Origin of the sequence: Klebsiella sp. H-Nf2, assembly GCF_002806645.1 — a bacterium.
In the GTDB taxonomy this organism is placed as follows: Bacteria; Pseudomonadota; Gammaproteobacteria; order Enterobacterales; family Enterobacteriaceae; genus Klebsiella; species Klebsiella variicola.
The window spans coordinates 295,768-315,743 of sequence record NZ_PIBL01000002.1 but is presented as its reverse complement, the minus strand read 5'-3'; the positions used below and the strand labels follow the sequence as shown (position 1 = coordinate 315,743).

The window sequence follows — 19,976 nt, the reverse complement described above, 5'->3', positions numbered from 1 at the left end:
CATGAGAGCTATCATCGCCTTATTGCTGCTGTGCGTATCGGCCTTCAGCGTCGCCGCCCCGGCGGAAGAACCACAATCGAACGGTAATGACCAGTTAGCCCAGCTGCTGTTTAACGATCCGAATAGCCCGCGCACCGGCGCGAAAGCGCCGAAGCTCACGATCGTCTCGTTTACCGATTACAACTGTCCTTACTGCAAACAGTTTGATCCGATGCTGGAAAAAATCGTCCACGATAATCCGGATATTCAACTGATCGTTAAGCTGCTGCCGTTTAAAGGGCAAAGTTCGGTTAATGCCGCCAAAGCCGCGCTCTCCACATGGCGCCAGCAGCCTGATAAGTTTTGGGCGCTACACCAGCGCCTGATGGCGAAAAAAGGCTATCACGATGATGCCAGCATCGCCGCGGCGCAGAAGAAAACCGCCACCGATAGCGTGAATATCGATGACAAGACTATGGATTCGCTGAAGATGAACCTGATTTTGTCGCAGGTGCTGAATATTCAGGGCACCCCGGCGACCATCATCGGCGACCAGATGGTGGCCGGCGCGATCCCTGCTGAAGACCTGGAGGGGCTGGTGAAAGAACAGCTGGCGAAAGCCCGTGGCCAGTAAAATCAGGCGCTGGCTGCGCGAGCTGGCGGTGTGGCTGCTGATTGGCGGGGCGGTGAGCCTGGCGGTGGATTATTTTCGCCAGCCCGCGTTGCCGCAAAACATCAGCGCCACGCCGCTACAAACCCTCGACGGCAGGACGCTGGATCTGAACGCCATGAGCCAGCAAAAGCCGCTACTGCTGTACGTCTGGGCGACCTGGTGCGGGGTTTGTCGCTATACCACGCCGTCGGTGGCATCGCTCGCCGCCGACGGCGGCAATGTGCTAACGGTAGCCCTGCGTTCCGGCGATAACGCCGCGCTGGAGAAGTGGCTGACCAGGAAGAAAATGGCGCTGCCGACGGTGAATGATCCAAGCGGCCAGCTGGCGCGGCAGTGGGATATCCAGGTAACGCCAACGCTGGTGGTCATTTCTCAAGGCGAGGTGAAGTCGGTTACCACCGGCTGGACCAGCAGTTGGGGAATGCGCCTGAGGCTGTGGCTGGCCTCCTGGTAGACCGTCGGGTTACCCGGCTCGCGCTGCGCTCAGCCGGGCTACGGGTACGCATCGTTGGGTAGCCCGGATAAGGCGTAGCCGCCATCCGGGAAGGTTACCCTGTAGGCCCGGCAAGCGCAGCGCCGCCGGGCAATTGACATCAGCGGGTTATTTCCCCCCCGCCAGTTCAAGGAAACTGCCCGTCACATACGACGCTTTGTCGCTCAGCAGCCAGGCAATGGCCTGAGCGACCTCTTCCGGCTGGCCGCCGCGCTGCATCGGCAGCGAATGCTTCACTCGATCCACGCGTCCTGGTTCGCCGCCGGAGGCGTGCATTTCGGTATAAATCAGCCCCGGACGCACGCCGTTCACCCGGATCCCTTGCGCCGCCACTTCCAGCGCCAGCCCGGTGGTCAGGGTATCTACCGCTCCCTTTGAAGCGGCATAGTCAACGTACTCCCCCGGCGCGCCAAGGCGCGACGCCGCCGACGAAACGTTAACTATCGCTCCGCCCTTGCCGCCATGCCGATGCGACATACGCTTGACCGCCTCACGGCAGCAGAGGAAGTAGCCGGTGACGTTGGTGGCCAGCACGCGGTTAATACGCTCGGCGCTCAGGCTCTCCAACGTACATTGGGTAAACAGGATCCCGGCGTTGTTGACCAACGCCGTCAGCGGTTCGCCCATGCGGTCAATCGCCTCAAACATCGCCATCACCTGAGCTTCATCGCTGATATCCGCCCGCAGCGCCGTGGCTTTGCCGCCAGATTCAACAATGCTATTCACGACTTCGGTGGCGGCTTTAATGTTGTGATGGTAATTGACCGCGACGGTATACCCTTCCTGCGCCAGCAGCAGCGCCGTCGCCCGGCCTATGCCGCGGCTCGCGCCGCTAATCAGTGCTATTGCCATACCTTCCCTCCAAAAAATAAAGGCGCCGCAGCGCCTTTAAAAGTTTAGCTAATTCACCACTTACTGGTATTCGCTCATCGGTACGCAGGAGCAGAACAGGTTACGGTCGCCGTAGACATCGTCCAGGCGTTTTACCGTCGGCCAGTACTTATTGTGCAACCCTGCCGGGAATACCGCCAGCTCGCGGCTGTACGGATGGTTCCACTCGCTCACCAGCTCGCCCTGGGTGTGCGGCGCGTTCACCAGCGGGTTATCTTCCAGCGGCCATTCACCAGCTTTAACGCGATCGATTTCCGCGCGGATCGCCAGCATCGCGTCAATAAAGCGGTCCAGCTCGACCTTGCTTTCCGATTCCGTCGGCTCAACCATCAGCGTCCCGGCGACCGGGAAGGACATGGTCGGCGCATGGAAACCAAAGTCGATCAGACGCTTGGCGATATCCAGTTCACTGATGCCAGTCTCTTCTTTCAGCGGACGAATATCGAGAATACATTCGTGCGCCACGCGACCATCGCGGCCGGTATAGAGCACTGGGTAAGCATCTTTCAGACGGGTAGCGATATAGTTGGCGTTAAGGATCGCGTTCTGGCTCGCCTGTTTCAGCCCTTCCGCGCCCATCATGCGGATATACATCCAGCTGATCGGCAGGATGGAAGCGCTGCCGAACGGCGCGGCGGAGACCGCGCCCTGACGGGTCAGCATGCCTTCAATCTGTACCACGCTGTGGCCCGGTACAAACGGCGCCAGGTGCGCTTTCACGCCGATAGGGCCCATACCCGGACCGCCGCCGCCGTGCGGAATGCAGAAGGTTTTATGCAGGTTGAGGTGCGAAACGTCAGCGCCGATAAAGCCCGGAGAAGTGATCCCAACCTGGGCGTTCATGTTGGCGCCGTCGAGATAAACCTGGCCGCCGAACTGGTGCACTATCTCGCACACTTCACGGATGGTCTCTTCATACACGCCGTGGGTCGACGGATAGGTGACCATGATGCAGGAGAGATTCGCCCCCGCCTGCTCTGCTTTTTCACGCAGATCGGCAAGATCGATGTTGCCGTTTTTATCGCAGGCAACGACCACTACCTGCATACCCGCCATCTGCGCGGAAGCCGGGTTGGTGCCGTGCGCGGAGCTTGGGATCAGGCAGATATCGCGATGGCCTTCGTTGCGGCTCTCGTGATAGTGGCGAATCGCCAGCAGGCCGGCATATTCGCCCTGCGCGCCGGAGTTCGGCTGCATACAGACGGCGTCATAGCCGGTCAGTTTCACCAGCCAGTCGGAAAGCTGGGCGATCATCTGATGATACCCTTCCGCCTGGTCGACCGGGCAGAACGGGTGCAGCTCGGCAAATTCCGGCCAGGTGATCGGGATCATCTCCGCCGCGGCGTTCAGTTTCATGGTGCAGGAGCCCAGCGGGATCATCGCCTGGTTCAGCGCCAGATCCTTACGCTCCAGGGCGTGCATGTAGCGCATCATCTCGGTTTCGCTATGGTAGCGGTTAAACACCGGATGGGTGAGGATCGCATCGTCGCGCAGCATCGCCGCCGGGATCGAACGACTATCCAGCGCCACGTCTTTATCCAGGGTATCGATATCCAGACCGTGATCGTCGCCGACGATGGCGCGGAAAAGGTTCAGCACATCTTCGCGGGTGGTCGCTTCATCAAGCGTAATGCCCACCGCGCCGAGAATATCGCTGCGCAGGTTAATCTGCAGCGCTTCGGCACGCGCCAGCACCGCGGCTTTATCCGCCACTTCGACGCAAAGGGTGTCGAAGTAGTGCGCATGGCGCAGCTTCAGCCCTTTCTTCTGCAGGCCGTCGGCCAGAATGTCGGTCAGGCGATGAATGCGGCCAGCGATACGTTTCAGGCCCGCCGGGCCGTGGAATACCGCGTACAGGCTGGCGATGTTGGCCAGCAGGACCTGCGAGGTACAAATGTTGGAGTTCGCTTTCTCGCGGCGGATGTGCTGCTCGCGAGTCTGCATCGCCATGCGCAGCGCGGTATTACCCGCCGCATCTTTCGATACGCCGATAATACGGCCCGGCATGGAACGTTTGAATTCATCTTTCGCCGCGAAGAAGGCCGCGTGCGGGCCGCCATAGCCCATCGGCACGCCGAAACGTTGGGCGGAACCGAAGACAATATCGGCGCCCTGCTTGCCCGGCGCCGTCAGCAGCACCAGCGCCATAAAGTCGGCGGCGACGCTGACAATCACTTTGCGCGCTTTCAGCTCGGCGATCAGTTTACTGTAATCGTGGATTTCACCGGTGGTGCCCACCTGCTGCAGCAGCACGCCAAAGACATCCTGGTGATCGAGCACTTTGTCGGCGTCATCGACAATCACGTCGAAGCCGAAAGTTTCCGCACGGGTGCGAACCACGTCCAGGGTTTGCGGATGGACATCGGCGGCAACGAAGAAACGGTTGGCGTTCTTCAGTTTACTGACGCGTTTGGCCATCGCCATTGCTTCGGCGGCGGCGGTGGCTTCATCGAGCAGCGAAGCGGAAGCGATATCCAGCCCGGTCAGATCCAGAGTGACCTGCTGGAAGTTGAGCAGCGATTCCAGACGGCCCTGGGAGACTTCCGGCTGGTAAGGGGTATAGGCGGTATACCAGCCCGGGTTTTCCAGCATGTTGCGCTGAATGACCGGTGGCAGCTGCACGGCGGTGTAGCCCATGCCGATGTAAGACTTGAAGCGCTTGTTGCGACCGGCAATCGCCTTCAGCTCCGCCAGCGCGGCGAATTCGGTAGTCGCGTCACCCACCTGCGGTGGGGTCGCCAGCTGGATATCCTGCGGCACAATCTGGCCAATCAGGGCGTTAAGCGAATCCGCGCCGACGGTCTTCAGCATCTCTTGCTGCTGCTGAGCGTCCGGGCCAATGTGACGTTCAATAAAGGCGTCGCGGTTTTCAAGCTGACTTAAAGTCTGAGTCATGAGCGATGGTTCCTGAAACGTGCGGTGAATCGTGATTGTCTGACTGGTTTGCCCGGCAAGCGCTGATGCGTACCGGGCCAGAATACGCAAAATCATTCGCGTTGCAGGAAGGCGGCGACACAGCGACTCCCCGGGAGCTTACAAAAGTAAGTGACCGGGGGGAGCACGGAAGCCAACGCCCCTGCAGCGTGAAGGATGAAGCGTATTTATTCGTCTTCTAACAGAGCTTCATAGGCGGTCGCATCCAGCAGCGCGGCAACCTGCGCTTCGTCGCTGGCTTTGATTTTGAAGATCCAGCCGTCGGTATACGGGTCGCTGTTGACCAGTTCCGGCGAGTCGTTCAGTTCTTCGTTGACGGCAACGATTTCACCGCTAATCGGCGCGTAGATATCAGAAGCCGCTTTCACGGATTCAGCAACGGCGCAATCGGCGCCCGCTTCAACGGTGGCGCCCACTTCCGGCAGGTCAACGAAAACCATATCGCCAAGCAGCTCCTGCGCGTGCTCGGTGATCCCGACGGTATAGGTGCCGTCCGCTTCTTTACGCAGCCACTCGTGTTCTTTGCTGTATTTCAGTTCTGCTGGTACGTTGCTCATCAATTCATCTCCAAAAAAGGGAAATCACACAATGGCTTTGCCATTGCGTACAAAACCAGGTTTAGTCACTTTTACCGGCATTTCACGGTTACGAATCTGCACCACCGCGGTGTCGCCAATCCCGGCCGGTACGCGAGCCAGCGCGATGCTGTAGCCCAGCGTCGGCGAGAAGGTGCCGCTGGTGATAATGCCTTCTTTTTGATTACCGTCGCTATCGGTAAAACGTACCGGCAGGCCGCCGCGCAGGACGCCTTTCTCGGTCATCACCAGGCCCACCAGCTGCTCGGTGCCTTTTTCACGCTGCATCTCCAGCGCTTCGCGGCCGATGAAGTTACGATCTGCCGGTTCCCAGGCGATAGTCCAGCCCATGTTCGCCGCCAGCGGCGAGACGCCTTCGTCCATTTCCTGGCCGTACAGGTTCATCCCGGCTTCCAGGCGCAGGGTATCGCGCGCGCCAAGACCACACGGCTTAACGCCAGCGTCCAGCAGACCGCGCCAGAAATCCGCCGCCTGCTCGTTCGGCATCGCGATTTCATAACCCGCTTCGCCGGTATAACCGGTGGTGGCGATAAACAGGTCGCCGGACTGCACGCCAAAGAACGGCTTCATGCCCTCCACGGCCTGGCGCTGAGCGTCGGTGAATAGCGTCGCCGCCTTCGCTTTCGCCTGCGGACCCTGCACCGCGATCAGAGACAGATCGTCGCGAACGGTAATTTCAAGGCCGTAAGGTTCCGCTTGCTCGGAGATCCAGGCGAGGTCTTTTTCGCGGGTGGCGGAGTTAACAACGAGGCGGAAATAATCTTCAGAAAGGAAATAAACAATCAGGTCATCGATGACGCCGGCGGAGGCGGTAAGCATTCCCGTGTAGAGCGCTTTGCCTGGCGTGGTCAGCTTCGCCACATCGTTGGCCAGCAAATAGCGCAAGAACTCTCTGATCCGGCTGCCGTGGAAATCGACGATAGTCATATGCGACACATCGAACATCCCTGCATCGCCGCGCACCGCGTGGTGCTCATCAATCTGGGATCCGTAATGCAGCGGCATCATCCAGCCATGGAAATCCACCATGCGAGCGCCGCACAGCGTGTGTTGTTCATACAACGGAGTCTGTTGAGCCATCTTTTCCTCATCGAATAAAACGGAACCAGCCACGAGATTGTCGGCGATTTTGCGCCACGAAATTCGGCGACGGCACCGCTGACGGACGCCGACGCAAACGTTCTCTTTTGCCTGAACTTACCACCGAACCCGGCGCTAAACCATAAGCTCATTCAGGGCATCACATTAGCTTATGACTAAAATCCGTCGAAAAGCCTACAGAGTTATTGACTGGAAAAAAGCGATTTATGCCACATAAAATTAACATCAAGCTTTCATCGATAAGGCAATGATGGTGTTTTATGCGATTTTACGGGCCTAATTTCTTTAACAAAAAAAAGAGCGCATTAATAAAACTAATGCGAAAAAAGAGGTGAAATTAGAATATTTCAAATGAGGGAGAAAACCCGGCGCGCAGGCCGGGTAAAAGAAGTGTGACGCGGTTAACGTAACCAGGCGGGGAGATCGTTCAGGCCCATCGCCTGGCGAATCAACTGCGGTTTCACGCCTGGCAACGTATCGGCCAGTTTGAGTCCCATATCGCGGAGGAATTTCTTCGCCGGATGGCTACCGGAGAACATTTCGCGGAAGCCCTGCATACCCGCCAGCATCAGCGCAGCGCTGTGCTTGCGGCTGCGCTCGTAGCGGCGCAGATATAAATGCTGGCCGATATCTTTCCCCTGCGCGTGCAGGCGCTTCAGCTCGTCGATAAGCTCGGCGGCATCCATAAAACCGAGGTTAACCCCCTGCCCGGCCAGCGGGTGGATGGTATGCGCGGCATCGCCGACCAGCGCCAGGCGGTGGGCGGCAAACTGACGGGCATAGCGGCCGGTCAGCGGGAAGACTTCACGTTCGCTTGCCAGCTGGCAGAGGCCGAGGCAATTATCGAAGGCGATATTCAGCGCCTGGTTGAAAGTGGCTTCATCAGCCTCCTGCATCCGCTTCGCTTCCGCTGGCGACAGCGACCAGACGATCGAGCACAGGTGCGGATCGCTCAGCGGCAGGAAGGCCAGAATGCCCTCGCCATGGAACGCCTGGCGTGCCACCGCCTGATGCGGCTCAGTGGTGCGTATCGTCGCCACCAGCGCATGATGGTGGTAATCCCAGAAAGTCAGCGGAATATCGGCCTTATTACGCAGCCATGAATTCGCGCCATCAGCGCCAACCACCAGCCTCGCGGTCAACATGCTGCCGTCCTGCAGGCTGAGAAAGGCTTCGTTTTCACCCCACGCCACCTGCTGCAGCTCCGCAGGCGCCAGCAGGGTGACGTCAGCGCAGCGCTGCGCTTTCTGCCACAATGCGTGATGCACCACGGCATTTTCAATAATATGGCCCAGATGGCTGAAGCCCATGCTCTGGTCATCGAAGCTAATGCGGCCAAAGCTGTCTTTGTCCCACACTTCCATGCCGTGATAGCAGCTGGCGCGCTGGGCGACGATCTCATGCCAGACATCCAGCTTAGTCAGTAGCTTTTCGCTGGCGGCATTGATCGCCGAAACGCGCAGCGCCGGCGGCGCATCGGCGGCCAGAGGCTGCGGCGCTGCTTTCTCCAGCACCGCGACGCGCAGGCCGCTGCCCTGTAAACCGCAGGCTACCGCCAGTCCCACCATTCCACCGCCAACAATGGCAACATCAACACTTTGCACGTTTTACTCCTTAACGGGGAACCCAACCGAGGGTACGCTGCGCCAGCGCATCGCGCGCTGGGGTAAATAATTCCATGGCCATCAGACCGACGTTGCGCCCCGCCACCAGCGGCGCCCAACGGTTGGCAAACAGATGCACCAGCCCATCGGTGACACCAATAGTGGCGGCTTTATCACCTGCCCGCCGTGCCTGGTAGCGGCACAGCAGGGAATAATCGCCCACATCGTCGCGGGCCACGTGCGCGTCGGCAAGCATCTCCGCCAGGCTCATCACATCGCGCAGGCCGAGATTAAAGCCCTGTCCGGCGATCGGATGCAGCGTCTGCGCCGCGTTGCCGACCAGCGCCAGACGGTGTGACACCGCACGGGTGGCGGTCGTTAAGGCTAACGGATAGACGCTGCGCTTACCGGCATGGGTAATACGCCCCAGCCGCCAGCCGAATGCTTGCTGTAACGCCTGACAAAAACGTTCGTCAGACCAGCTCAGCACCTCGTCGCGCCGCGACTGCGGATGGCACCACACCAGCGAACAGCGTCCTTGCGACATCGGCAGCATCGCCAGCGGACCGTGCTCGGTAAAACGCTCGAAGGCGCGGCCTTCGTGCGGCAAGGCGGTGCTAACGTTGGCGATAATCGCCAGTTGCTCATACGGCTGCTGCTGCCAGCTGATGCCGCAGTGAGCGCCCAGCGCCGAACGGGAACCGTCCGCCGCCACCAGCAGCTTACCGTTGATGATTTCGCCGCCCTCAAGCGTAAGGCTGACGCTCTCCTCCCGGCGGCTGACCGCTTCCACTTTCGCCGGACAGTGCAGCGTGACGCCTGGCGCCTCGCGCAGCAGGCTAAACAGCCGCTGGCCGACATCGTGGAGTTCAACCACCTGCCCCAGCGCCGACAGACCGTAATCGGCCGCCGCCAGGTTTACAAACCCGGCATGGCCGCGGTCGCTGACATGTACCCGCTGGATAGGCGTTGCTCGTTTAGCAAGGTTCTGCCAGATACCGATGCGCGCCAGCTGCTGGCAGGTGCCCGCAGCCAGGGCAATCGCCCGATCGTCAAAGCCTGGGTGGCGTGACGAATGCGGATCCTGCGCTTCAATCAGATGGACCGGCAGGGCGCCGCCGGTCAAACGGGAGATGGCCAGCGCGAGCGTCGCCCCGGTCATCCCGCCACCGACGATCAGCACGCTCATGACTGGCGCGCCGCCGCCATCAGCGCCTCGATCTCATCCGCCTTCTTCACCACGCTGGCGGTGAGATTTTCGTTGCCGTCTTCGGTAATGACGATGTCATCTTCAATACGGATGCCGATACCGCGATACTGCGCGGGGACATCGGCGTCGGTAGCGATATACAGCCCCGGCTCGACGGTCAGCACCATCCCCGGCTCCAGTATGCGCGAACGGTCGGTATCGTAATTGCCGACATCGTGCACATCCAGCCCCAGCCAATGGCTCAGGCCATGCATAAAGTACGGGCGGTGGGCATTATTGGCGATGAGTTCGTCAATCTCGCCTTTCAGGATCCCCAGCCGCACCAGGCCGGTGATCATAATGCGCACCACTTCCTGGTTAACCTGATAGATCGAAGTGCCCGGGCGATAAAGCTCCAGCGCGGTTTCCAGCGATTCCAGCACGATGTCGTAGATTTCACGCTGCGGTTTAGTGAATTTGCCGTTTATCGGGAAAGTGCGGGTAATGTCTCCCGCGTAGCCGCGATATTCGCAGCCGGCGTCAATCAGCACTAAATCGCCATCACGCAGTTCGGATTCGTTTTCGGTGTAGTGCAGAATGCAGCCGTTTTCGCCGCCGCCAACGATGGTGTTATAGGACGGGAAACGCGCGCCGTGGCGGTTGAATTCATGGAGAATTTCACCTTCCAGCTGATATTCGAACATGCCGGGGCGGCATTTTTCCATCGCCCGGGTATGGGCAAGGGCGGAAATTTCGCCGGCGCGGCGCATCACTGCCAGCTCTTCCGCGGATTTAAACAAACGCATTTCATGAACCGCAGGCCGCCAGTCGATGACGGAGTTCGGCGCCTGCAGATTCTGGCGCGAGCCTTTGCGCAGTTTTTCGAGGGCGTTAAACACAATCTCATCGGCATAGGCATATTCGCCCTGGGCGAAATAGATAGCGTCCAGACCATTGAGCAGCTGATACAACTGCTGGTTGATTTCACTAAATGCCAGCGCGCGATCCACACCGAGCTTCGCCGGCGCGGCATCCTGGCCCAGACGGCGACCGAACCAGATCTCAGCGGTCAGATCGCGAACCCGGTTAAACAGCACGCTATGATTGTGCGTTTCATCGCTTTTAATCAACACCAGCAGCGCTTCCGGTTCGTTAAAGCCGGTGAAGTACCAGAAATCGCTGTTCTGCCGGTAGGGATACTCTGAATCTGCGCTACGCACCGCTTCCGGTGCGGCGAAAATCAGCGCCGCGCTGCCTGGCTGCATCTGCGCCAGCAGCGCCTGGCGACGCGAGAGAAATTCCTGCTGAGTCATGACGCCCCCTGAACGAATTTTAGTTAGTGTAATGTCGGTTTGCGGACTTCCGGTGCGGTTGGCTGCTGACGAGAAAAAGTGTCGTGGCACAGCAGTGCGGCAACGCGGACATACTCGATAATCTCCTCCAGAGACATCTCCAGCTCTTCCTGATCTTCGTCTTCATCGTAGCCCAGCTGGGCGATATTACGCAGATCGTCAATCGCTTCCCCGGTCTCGTCTTTCACTTTATCCAGCTTCGGCTGGCTGACGCCAAGGCCGAGCAGGAAGTGGTTAACCCAACCGGCGAGAGCGTCGGCGCGGTCAAAGACGCTTACCGCATCGCCTTCCGGCAGATACAGTTGAAAGAGGAAACCGTCGTCATCCAGTGAATCGCTGATGGCGGAATGCATGTTACGCAGCGCCTGGGCCAGTTCATGACCAAAGGCGAGACCTTCGTTGGTCAGGTCGTGTACCAGCGGCAGCCAGCTGCTGTCAGTGTTGCCGCCGCACAGCAATCCGCTGATTAAACCGTGCATTTCGGCCGGGGTGAGGCCTACCCCTTGTTGGTTCAGTAACTGGTCTACATCGTTGTAACCAGGCATTTCGTTCTGTATAGACATGCGCATTCGTCATCGTTGGGAGGAATATTCATGATATGCTACCACTTTGGACCCTGGTGAACCAGAAAAGGGCTTGTATCCCCGCACCAGGGTAGCTATAGTGTCGCCCCTTCGCAGACCCGGGCTCGGATGTGAAGGCAGCGCAGTCAATCAGCAGGAAGGTGGCATGTCTGCACAACCCGTAGATCTCCAAATTTTCGGCCGTTCACTGCGAGTGAATTGCCCGCCTGAACAAAGGGATGCCCTGAATCAGGCAGCTGAAGACCTTAATCAGCGGTTGCAAGATTTAAAAGAACGCACTAGAGTCACAAATACTGAGCAGCTGGTCTTCATCGCCGCGTTGAACATCAGCTATGAGTTGACTCAGGAAAAAGCGAAGACCCGCGACTACGCTTCGAGCATGGAGCAGCGCATTCGGATGCTTCAGCAGACCATCGAACAAGCATTGCTTGAGCAAGGTCGCATAAGCGAAAGACCAGGGTCAAAGTTTGAATAACACTTTGCAGTTAACTGTGTTAGAGTAATTCCAGGAACAAAATTTCTCTGAGATGTTTGCAAGCGGGCCAGTCCCCTGAGCCGATATTTCATACCACAAGAATGTGGCGCTCCACGGTTGGTGAGCATGCTCGGTTCGTCCGAGAAGCCTTAAAACTGTGACGACACATTCACCTTGAACCAAGGGTTCAAGGGTTACAGCCTGCGGCGGCATCTCGGAGATTCCCTTCTTTAGTTCGCATTATCCCAACGCTCTAGTTTTCGGCTACTGCCGCCCTGTATTACACTTCCTCGTATTGTTTCGCTTGCTCGTAATGAGACCTGCATGACTATACAGCCAGATACCCCGCTCTCCAGACAGCAAATTCGCCAGCAGATCCGCGATCGTCGCCGCGCGCTCAGCCCGGAGCAACAGCGCCTGTTTGCCCAACAGGCCGCGGAGCGGATGATGGCCTGGCCGCCGGTCGTACTCGCCCATACCGTGGCGCTGTTCCTCTCCTTTGACGGCGAGCTGGACACCCAGCCGCTAATTGACCAGCTATGGCGCGCCGGCAAACGGGTGTATCTGCCGGTGCTGCATCCGTTTAGCCCCGGAAACCTGTTGTTTTTACACTACCATCCGCAGAGCCAACTGATAGTGAATCGCCTGAAAATCCGCGAACCGAAGCTCGATGTGCGTGACGTGCTGCCGCTCGCTGAACTCGATGTGCTGGTGACCCCGCTGGTAGCCTTCGATGTCAGTGGTCAGCGACTGGGAATGGGTGGCGGTTTTTACGACCGTACGCTGCAAAACTGGCAGCAGTATCGCCTGCAGCCGGTAGGCTACGCGCACGACTGCCAGCAGGTGGATAGCCTGCCGAGCGAACAGTGGGATATCCCGCTACCCGCGGTGATCACCCCGGGAAAAACCTGGAGTTGGTAGGTACGCGGGGACGAGAATTTCAGCCTGGAAAGTATTAACAAAAAAACGGGCAGGTACGCAACCTGCCCGAGAGGCAAAAATGATTAGAACAACAGACGGGCGCGGATAGTCCCCGGGATCGCTTTCATTGCCTGCAGCGCCTGCTGGGCAACATCTTCTTCCGCTTCAATATCAATAACCACGTAGCCCATCTGCGGCGACGTTTGCAGATACTGCGCGGCAATGTTGATGCTCTGCGCGGCGAAGATCTGGTTGATAGCGGTCAGGACGCCCGGTCGGTTCTCATGGATATGCAGCAGACGGCGACCGCCGTGCAGCGGCAGAGAAACTTCCGGGAAGTTGACCGCTGACAGGGTTGACCCGTTGTCAGAGTACTTCGCCAGCTTGCCGGCCACTTCCAGACCGATGTTCTCCTGCGCTTCCTGGGTTGAACCGCCAATATGCGGGGTCAGGATCACGTTATCAAACTCGCACAGCGGTGAAGTGAAGGGATCACTGTTGGTCGCGGGTTCGGTCGGGAAGACGTCGATAGCCGCCCCGGCCAGATGCTTACTCGCCAGCGCATCGCACAGCGCCGGAATATCCACCACGGTACCGCGGGAGGCGTTGATCAGCAGCGCGCCCGGCTTCATCAGCGCCAGCTCTTCCGCGCCCATCATGTTTTTGGTGGAGGCGTTTTCCGGCACATGCAGGCTGACCACATCGCTCATGTTCAGCAGGTCGGAGAGATGCTGAACCTGGGTGGCGTTGCCGAGCGGCAGTTTGTTTTCAATATCATAGAAGAAGACATGCATCCCCAGCGATTCCGCCAGAATGCCGAGCTGGGTACCGATATGGCCGTAACCGATAATCCCCAGTTTCTTGCCGCGCGCTTCAAAGCTGCCCACCGCCAGCTTATTCCATACCCCACGATGCGCTTTGGCGTTGGCTTCCGGCACGCCGCGCAGCATCAGCAGCAGTTCGCCGATGACCAGCTCCGCCACCGAGCGGGTGTTGGAGAACGGGGCGTTAAATACCGGGATACCCCGCTTCGCTGCCGCGTCCAGATCCACCTGGTTAGTACCGATACAGAAGCAGCCAACTGCTACCAGTTTTTCTGCCGCGGCGAAAATCTCTTCAGTCAGATGAGTACGGGAACGCAGGCCGATGAAATGGGCATCACGGATCGACGCTTTCAGCTCTTCGGAGTCCAGCGCGCCTTTGTGAAATTCGATGTTGGTGTAACCTGCTGCACGAAGGTTATCGATTGCCTTTTGATGCACACCTTCAACCAGCAGAAATTTAATCTTGTCTTTTTCCAGTGATACCTTAGCCATTTCCCCGTCCTGTTTTGTCTTAACTAATGTCGTGCTGAACGAAAGTTCGTCTCAGCAACATATCAAAAAAAACTATCGCGGCAATATGAACGTTTGCGTCGCCGTCCTGAAGAAATGTCATCCAGAAGCAAATGGCAGGACAAAACACCAGAAAGAAGATTAATGGTAGTTTGTTAATCAGGATGGTTGCATAAATGTGACAGAAGTCACCAAATTGCACCAGGTGAAAAAATATTTGCGAGGGAGCCGGTTGGCTCCCTGCGGACAGACTATTTTACGATGGTTTTCACGCCATCGGCAGTTCCGATCAGCGCCACGTCAGCCCCGCGGTTGGCGAAAAGCCCCACGGTCACGACGCCCGGAATGCTGTTGATGGCATTCTCCAGCGCGACGGCATCAAGAATTTCCAGGCCATGCACGTCCAGGATCACGTTGCCGTTATCGGTCACCACGCCCTGACGGTACTCCGGACGACCGCCCAGCTTGACCAGTTGACGCGCGACGGCGCTGCGCGCCATCGGAATGACTTCAACCGGCAGCGGAAATGCACCGAGAATATCAACCTGCTTGGAGGCATCGGCGATACAGATAAATTTATCGGCGACCGAGGCAATGATCTTCTCACGGGTCAGCGCCGCGCCACCGCCTTTGATCATTTGCATATGGCCGTTGATCTCATCTGCGCCATCAACATAGATCCCCAGGCGATCGACGCTGTTGAGATCGAAGACGGTGATCCCGAGGCTTTTGAGCTTTTCGGTAGAGGCATCGGAGCTGGAGACCGCGCCTTCAATCTGCCCCTTCATCGTGCCCAGCGCGTCAATAAAATGGGCCGCCGTCGAGCCGGTACCCACGCCGACAATGGTCCCTGGCTGTACGTATTGCAGCGCCGCCCAACCTACTGCTTTTTTCAGTTCATCCTGCGTCATAATTATGGTCCGAGATGTGAATGCCTGTGGCGCATTATAGAACATCGACAGTGGAAATGTCCCTGCGATGCAGATCACACAACTGAGCAGACCAATTTCGTCTGTATCAAATAAAAATTTATGTCATAGTGCGAGATAACGATTAGTTATGGGGGCACGCCAGAATAATGAAACGACCGGACTACAGAACACTACAAGCGCTGGATGCGGTGATTAGGGAACGAGGATTTGAGCGCGCCGCGCAGAAGCTATGTATTACCCAGTCCGCCGTCTCACAGCGTATTAAGCAGCTGGAAAATATGTTCGGTCAGCCGCTGCTGGTGCGCACCGTGCCGCCACGCCCTACCGAGCAGGGGCAAAAGCTGCTGGCTCTGTTGCGCCAGGTTGAACTATTGGAAGAAGAGTGGCTGGGCGACGAGCAGACTGGCTCCACGCCGCTACTGCTGTCGCTGGCGGTGAACGCCGACAGTCTGGCAACCTGGCTCCTGCCGGCGTTGGCCAATGTTCTGTCAGACTCCCCTATTCGTCTCAACCTGCAGGTGGAAGATGAAACCCGCACCCAGGAGCGCCTGCGCCGTGGTGAAGTGGTGGGCGCAGTGAGTATCCAGCCGCAGGCGCTGCCAAGCTGCCTGGTGGATCAGCTCGGCGCGCTCGATTACCTGTTTGTCGCCTCAAAAGAGTTTGCGCAACGCTATTTCCCGAATGGCGTGACGCGTTCTGCGCTGCTGAAAGCGCCGGTCGTCGCCTTTGATCATCTGGACGATATGCATCAGGCGTTCCTGCAACAAAACTTCGACCTGCCGCCGGGTAGCGTCCCCTGCCACATCGTCAACTCGTCGGAAGCCTTCGTGCAACTGGCGCGCCAGGGCACTACCTGCTGTATGATCCCGCATCTGCAAATCGAAAAAGAGCTGAAAAGCGGCGAGCTTATCGACCTCACGCCCGGTCTGTTCCAGCGTCGTATGCTGTACTGGCACCGCTTTGCACCGGAAAGCCGCATGATGCGCCGGGTGACCGATGCGCTTATTGATTACGGCCACAAAGTGCTGCGCCAAGATTAAATCGCAGGCATAAAAAAAGCCACTTCAGGGAAGTGGCTTTTTTGTTTCTATCGCTTACTGCGCTGGTTTCGGCTCTTCCGCCGGTTTCGCTGGCGCGGCGGCCTGAGCTGGCTGCAGCTCAAAGACCACGTCAACCTGGTCGTCAAACTGGATAGTCGCCTGCTCGTAGGTTTCCTGGGCAGAAACTGGCGCTGCGTCAGCGGCCTTCATCATACGAACCATCGGGCTCGGCTGATAGTTGGAGACGTGGTAACGCACGCTGTAGACCGGCCCCAGCTTGCTGTGGAAGCCAGCCGCCAGCTCCTGCGCCTGATGCACCGCGTCATCAATGGCCGCTTTACGCGCCTTATCTTTGTAGGCATCCGGTTGCGCAACACCCAGCGAAACGGAGCGAATTTCGTTCAGTCCCGCCTTCAGCGCACCGTCCAGCAGGCCGTTAAGTTTATCCAGCTGGCGCAACGTCACTTCCACAGTGCGCACCGCGCGATAGCCTTTCAGAATGCTTTTCCCGTTCTGATAGTCATAATCAGGCTGGGTACGCAGATTCGCCGAGCTGATGTCTTTTTTCGCGATACCGCTCTTTTCAAGGAAAGAGAGATACTGCGCGACGCGGTCGTCTGCCTGCTTTTTCGCCGATGCGGCATCTTTCGCCGCGACGTTCACTTCGATCGCCAGGGTGGCAATATCCGGAACCGCGGCAACGCTTGCTGTGCCTGAAGTCACAATGTGCGGACCGTCTGGCAATTCGTTTGCCTGTGCCGCCATTGTGCTAAATCCGAGTGCTGCCGCCAGGGCCAAGATTTTTAACTTCACTGTCGTTTCTCCATGTTACTTAAATCGCCCTTACGGGACGCATGCCAGCAAGCTTAGCGCGTACAGCAGGAAAGTCCATCGGACAACGCTTAGTTGAGCAACGCCAGGATATGGCCGACGCCCTCTTTTGCCAGCTGAAACGCAATAAACCACATGACGGCACCGACCACAATATTGATGATCCGCTGGGCTTTGGCGGTACGCAGCCGAGGCGCCAGCCAGGCGGCTAACAGCGCCAGGCCAAAGAACCACAGGAAAGAGGCGCTAATGGTCCCCAGCGCAAACCAGCGCTTCGGCTCCACCGCCAGTTGACCTCCCAGGCTGCCCAGCACCACAAAGGTATCCAGGTAAACGTGCGGATTTAGCCAGGTGACCGCCAGCATGGTGATAATGATTTTCCAGCGCCCCTGCTGCATCACCTCGGCGCTGGCGAGCTCAAGATTCTGACTGAACGCCGTTTTCAGTGCGCCGAAGCCATACCACAACAAAAAGGCCACGCCGCCCCAGGTCACTATCGCCAGCAGCCACGGGGATTGCATCAGCAGCGCGCTACCGCCAAAAATACCGGCGCAGATCAACAGCAAGTCGCTGACCGCGCACAGCAGGGCAATCATCAGGTGATACTGACGACGGATCCCCTGATTCATCACAAAAGCATTTTGCGGGCCAAGCGGCAAAATCATTGCCGCTCCCAGGGCAAGGCCCTGAAAGTAATAGGTAAACATAAGGATTTTTCCGCTGTGTTCGAGAGTGGCGCTGACTATAACGCGAATGGATTATTAGCGGAAATTGAAAGTATTAATCGTTAATTAGAGAAGCTAATAACACGCCATTAAAAAAGGCCGGCATGGCCGGCCTGAATCTGTCACTGGCGATTTACTCTGCTTTTTCCGGCAGGCGGACCACATGAACATCCATCTGCGGATACGGGAAACTGATGCCGTTGGCGTCGAAATCACGCTTAATACGCTCCAGCACGTCCCAATAGACGTTTTGCAGATCGCTGCTTTTGCTCCACACGCGAACCACGAAGTTCACCGATGAGGCGCCAAGTTCGTTCAGGCGTACAGTCATTTCGCGATCGCGCAGAATACGATCGTCAGATTCGATAATCGAGGTCAGCAGCTGCTTCACCTTGTCGATATCGGCATCGTAGGATACGCCAATGATAAACTCATTGCGGCGCGCCGGTTCGCGGGAGAAGTTAATGATGTTGCCGGCGATGATTTTGCCATTCGGCACCACCACGATTTTGCCGTCTGCGGTACGCAGGGTGGTGGAGAAAATCTGCACGTTCTGCACGGTGCCGGCGATGCCGCCGAGATCGACATATTCACCCGCGCGGAACGGGCGGAACATCACCAGCAGTACGCCTGCGGCAAGGTTCGACAGCGATCCCTGCAGCGCTAAACCCACCGCCAAACCGGCGGCACCCAGCACAGCAATGACCGAGGCGGTCTGCACACCGACCCGGCCCAGGGCGGCAATCAGGGTGAAGGCGATAACCGCGTAACGCACCAGCGCCGAGAGAAAATCAGCAACGGTGGCATCAATCTTACGCGCCAGCATCAGGCGGTTGACGGTGTTAGAGACGATGCGCGCCACGATCATCCCGATAATCAGGATAACGATAGCGGCAACGATGTTGACGGCATAGCTCAGCAGCAGCTCCTGGTTGCGTGCCAGCCACGTCCCGGCGTTGTTGATGCTATCGACAACGTTCAAATCTTCCATTTAACATTCCTTATGAATCCCCGAACGGGGAAGTAAATAACTCAGCCTGCAACAGGGCAGTCAGGTTATAGGGTAAACAATAAGTGCACGTTTTGCCAAATGGATCACAGTTTTCCTGCTCGCTATCCTGTTGTTAAAGTAATAAAAAAGCCCGCATTGCTGCGGGCTTCAGGGTAAGAAACAGATTTTTCTTACAGAACGTCGATCGCGTTCAGCTCTTTAAATGCCTGCTCCAGACGGGTCACCATGGAAGTCTGTGCAGCACGCAGCCATACGCGCGGATCGTAGTATTTCTTGTTCGGCTGGTCTTCGCCTTTCGGGTTGCCCAGCTGGCCCTGCAGGTAAGCTTCGTTCGTTTTGTAGTACTGCAGGATACCGTCCCAGGTCGCCCATTGGGTGTCGGTATCGATGTTCATTTTCACTACGCCGTAGCTGACGGAGTCTTTGATTTCCTGAGCGGAAGAACCGGAACCGCCGTGGAAGACGAAGTTCAGGCTGTTGTGCGGCAGGTTGTGTTTCTTGGAAACATATTCCTGAGAGTCGCGCAGGATGGTCGGGGTCAGAACCACGTTACCCGGTTTGTACACGCCGTGTACGTTACCGAAGGAAGCGGCGATGGTGAAGCGCGGGCTGATTTTGCTCAGCTCGGTGTACGCGTAATCCACGTCTTCCGGCTGGGTGTACAGGGCAGAAGCGTCCATGTGGCTGTTGTCCACGCCGTCTTCTTCGCCACCGGTGCAACCCAGTTCGATTTCCAGGGTCATGTCCATTTTGGCCATGCGCGCCAGGTACTTAGAGCAGATTTCGATGTTTTCGTGCAGGGACTCTTCAGACAGGTCGATCATGTGAGAAGAGAACAGCGGTTTACCGGTAGCGGCGAAGTGTTTTTCACCCGCGTCCAGCAGACCGTCGATCCACGGCAGCAGTTTCTTCGCGCAGTGGTCAGTGTGCAGGATAACCGGCACGCCGTAGTGCTCAGCCATCTGGTGCACGTGGTGCGCGCCAGAGATAGCGCCGAGGATAGCAGCACCCTGAGGAACGTCAGTTTTCACGCCTTTGCCCGCGATGAACGCTGCGCCGCCGTTAGAGAACTGAACGATAACTGGAGAACGAACTTTCGCAGCAGCTTCCAGAACGGCGTTGATGGAGTCAGTACCCACGCAGTTTACCGCCGGCAGAGCGAAGTTGTTTTCTTTAGCTACCTGGAACACTTTCTGAACGTCGTCGCCAGTGATGACGCCCGGTTTTACGAAATCAAAAATTTTAGACATGTTACTTAGTCCTGTATCTGTATCTTCGACCGTTGAAGAAGGTTCGCGAGCCCTTAAGCG

General features: G+C 57.6%; 19 protein-coding genes and 1 other RNA gene. 6 read left to right on the top strand and 14 right to left on the bottom strand.

Translation table 11 applies throughout. The features are described from left to right. Position 1 precedes the first annotated feature (1 nt). Together CWM58_RS08235 and CWM58_RS08230 are read left to right on the top strand one after the other, a co-directional pair. Positions 2 to 613: a DsbA family protein gene (locus CWM58_RS08235; RefSeq protein ID WP_100680712.1), complete on the top strand. Its 612-nt coding sequence runs from the start codon at positions 2 to 4 to the stop codon at positions 611 to 613. Next, entirely contained in the window at positions 603 to 1,106 is a 504-nt protein-coding gene (locus CWM58_RS08230) for a protein disulfide oxidoreductase (protein WP_100680711.1), read from the top strand. The genes CWM58_RS08235 and CWM58_RS08230 overlap by 11 nt, the downstream gene beginning before the upstream one ends. 147 nt (positions 1,107 to 1,253) lie before the next feature. Here CWM58_RS08230 and CWM58_RS08225 read toward each other — a convergent pair whose 3' ends face one another. The 8 genes from CWM58_RS08225 to CWM58_RS08190 all read right to left on the bottom strand — a co-directional run bounded on the left by CWM58_RS08225 (position 1,254) and on the right by CWM58_RS08190 (position 11,375). Beyond that, entirely contained in the window at positions 1,254 to 1,997 is a 744-nt protein-coding gene (locus tag CWM58_RS08225; protein WP_100680710.1) for an SDR family oxidoreductase, read from the bottom strand. A 60-nt stretch (positions 1,998 to 2,057) separates the two neighbouring features. Then, on the bottom strand, positions 2,058 to 4,931 hold the full coding sequence (gene gcvP / locus CWM58_RS08220; protein ID WP_100680709.1) for an aminomethyl-transferring glycine dehydrogenase: 2,874 nt from the start codon (positions 4,929 to 4,931) through the stop codon (positions 2,058 to 2,060). 206 nt (positions 4,932 to 5,137) lie between these two features. Continuing rightward, on the bottom strand, positions 5,138 to 5,527 hold the full coding sequence (gene gcvH, locus CWM58_RS08215; protein WP_023290979.1) for a glycine cleavage system protein GcvH: 390 nt from the start codon (positions 5,525 to 5,527) through the stop codon (positions 5,138 to 5,140). Positions 5,528 to 5,551: 24 nt separating this feature from the next. After that, on the bottom strand, positions 5,552 to 6,646 hold the full coding sequence (gene gcvT, locus CWM58_RS08210) for a glycine cleavage system aminomethyltransferase GcvT (protein ID WP_008806440.1): 1,095 nt from the start codon (positions 6,644 to 6,646) through the stop codon (positions 5,552 to 5,554). Between the two features lie 422 nt (positions 6,647 to 7,068). Next, positions 7,069 to 8,271 (bottom strand): FAD-dependent 2-octaprenylphenol hydroxylase, encoded by a 1,203-nt coding sequence (gene ubiI, locus CWM58_RS08205; RefSeq protein ID WP_061153347.1) that lies wholly within the window; start codon positions 8,269 to 8,271, stop codon positions 7,069 to 7,071. 10 nt (positions 8,272 to 8,281) lie between these two features. After that, positions 8,282 to 9,460, bottom strand: a complete 1,179-nt coding sequence (gene ubiH, locus CWM58_RS08200; protein WP_100680708.1) for a 2-octaprenyl-6-methoxyphenyl hydroxylase — start codon at positions 9,458 to 9,460, stop codon at positions 8,282 to 8,284. Continuing rightward, entirely contained in the window at positions 9,457 to 10,773 is a 1,317-nt protein-coding gene (pepP, locus tag CWM58_RS08195) for a Xaa-Pro aminopeptidase (protein ID WP_100680707.1), read from the bottom strand. The genes ubiH and pepP overlap by 4 nt, the downstream gene beginning before the upstream one ends. Before the next feature lie 23 nt (positions 10,774 to 10,796). Beyond that, positions 10,797 to 11,375, bottom strand: a complete 579-nt coding sequence (locus CWM58_RS08190) for a YecA family protein (protein ID WP_008806444.1) — start codon at positions 11,373 to 11,375, stop codon at positions 10,797 to 10,799. Positions 11,376 to 11,541: 166 nt separating this feature from the next. On the opposite strand from CWM58_RS08190, the gene zapA reads away from it, so the two are divergent. From zapA to CWM58_RS08175, 3 genes are all read left to right on the top strand, one after another. Further along, positions 11,542 to 11,871: a cell division protein ZapA gene (gene zapA, locus CWM58_RS08185; protein WP_004205298.1), complete on the top strand. Its 330-nt coding sequence runs from the start codon at positions 11,542 to 11,544 to the stop codon at positions 11,869 to 11,871. 41 nt (positions 11,872 to 11,912) lie between these two features. Continuing rightward, positions 11,913 to 12,096: non-coding RNA, 6S RNA (gene ssrS / locus CWM58_RS08180), on the top strand. Positions 12,097 to 12,195: 99 nt separating this feature from the next. Further along, on the top strand, positions 12,196 to 12,792 hold the full coding sequence (locus CWM58_RS08175) for a 5-formyltetrahydrofolate cyclo-ligase (protein ID WP_100680706.1): 597 nt from the start codon (positions 12,196 to 12,198) through the stop codon (positions 12,790 to 12,792). Positions 12,793 to 12,875: 83 nt separating this feature from the next. Here CWM58_RS08175 and serA read toward each other — a convergent pair whose 3' ends face one another. After that, the gene (gene serA, locus CWM58_RS08170; RefSeq protein ID WP_074387601.1) at positions 12,876 to 14,108 is read right to left on the bottom strand and encodes a phosphoglycerate dehydrogenase; all 1,233 of its coding nucleotides are present in this window, start codon (positions 14,106 to 14,108) and stop codon (positions 12,876 to 12,878) included. Positions 14,109 to 14,377: 269 nt separating this feature from the next. Beyond that, positions 14,378 to 15,037, bottom strand: coding sequence for a ribose-5-phosphate isomerase RpiA (rpiA, locus tag CWM58_RS08165; RefSeq protein ID WP_061153342.1), 660 nt, complete (start codon positions 15,035 to 15,037; stop codon positions 14,378 to 14,380). Between the two features lie 167 nt (positions 15,038 to 15,204). Between rpiA and argP the strand changes: the two genes are divergently transcribed. Further along, entirely contained in the window at positions 15,205 to 16,098 is an 894-nt protein-coding gene (argP, locus tag CWM58_RS08160) for a DNA-binding transcriptional regulator ArgP (protein WP_008806448.1), read from the top strand. A 54-nt stretch (positions 16,099 to 16,152) separates the two neighbouring features. On the opposite strand, the gene CWM58_RS08155 is transcribed toward argP, so the two are convergent. From CWM58_RS08155 to fbaA, 4 genes are all read right to left on the bottom strand, one after another. After that, the gene (locus CWM58_RS08155) at positions 16,153 to 16,911 is read right to left on the bottom strand and encodes an oxidative stress defense protein (protein WP_061153341.1); all 759 of its coding nucleotides are present in this window, start codon (positions 16,909 to 16,911) and stop codon (positions 16,153 to 16,155) included. A gap of 89 nt (positions 16,912 to 17,000) precedes the next feature. Continuing rightward, positions 17,001 to 17,636, bottom strand: a complete 636-nt coding sequence (gene argO, locus CWM58_RS08150; RefSeq protein ID WP_008806450.1) for an arginine exporter ArgO — start codon at positions 17,634 to 17,636, stop codon at positions 17,001 to 17,003. Positions 17,637 to 17,787: 151 nt separating this feature from the next. Then, on the bottom strand, positions 17,788 to 18,645 hold the full coding sequence (locus tag CWM58_RS08145) for a small-conductance mechanosensitive channel MscS (RefSeq protein WP_061153340.1): 858 nt from the start codon (positions 18,643 to 18,645) through the stop codon (positions 17,788 to 17,790). 191 nt (positions 18,646 to 18,836) lie between these two features. Beyond that, positions 18,837 to 19,916, bottom strand: coding sequence for a class II fructose-bisphosphate aldolase (gene fbaA, locus CWM58_RS08140; protein ID WP_008806452.1), 1,080 nt, complete (start codon positions 19,914 to 19,916; stop codon positions 18,837 to 18,839). Between the last annotated feature and the right edge of the window lie 60 nt (positions 19,917 to 19,976).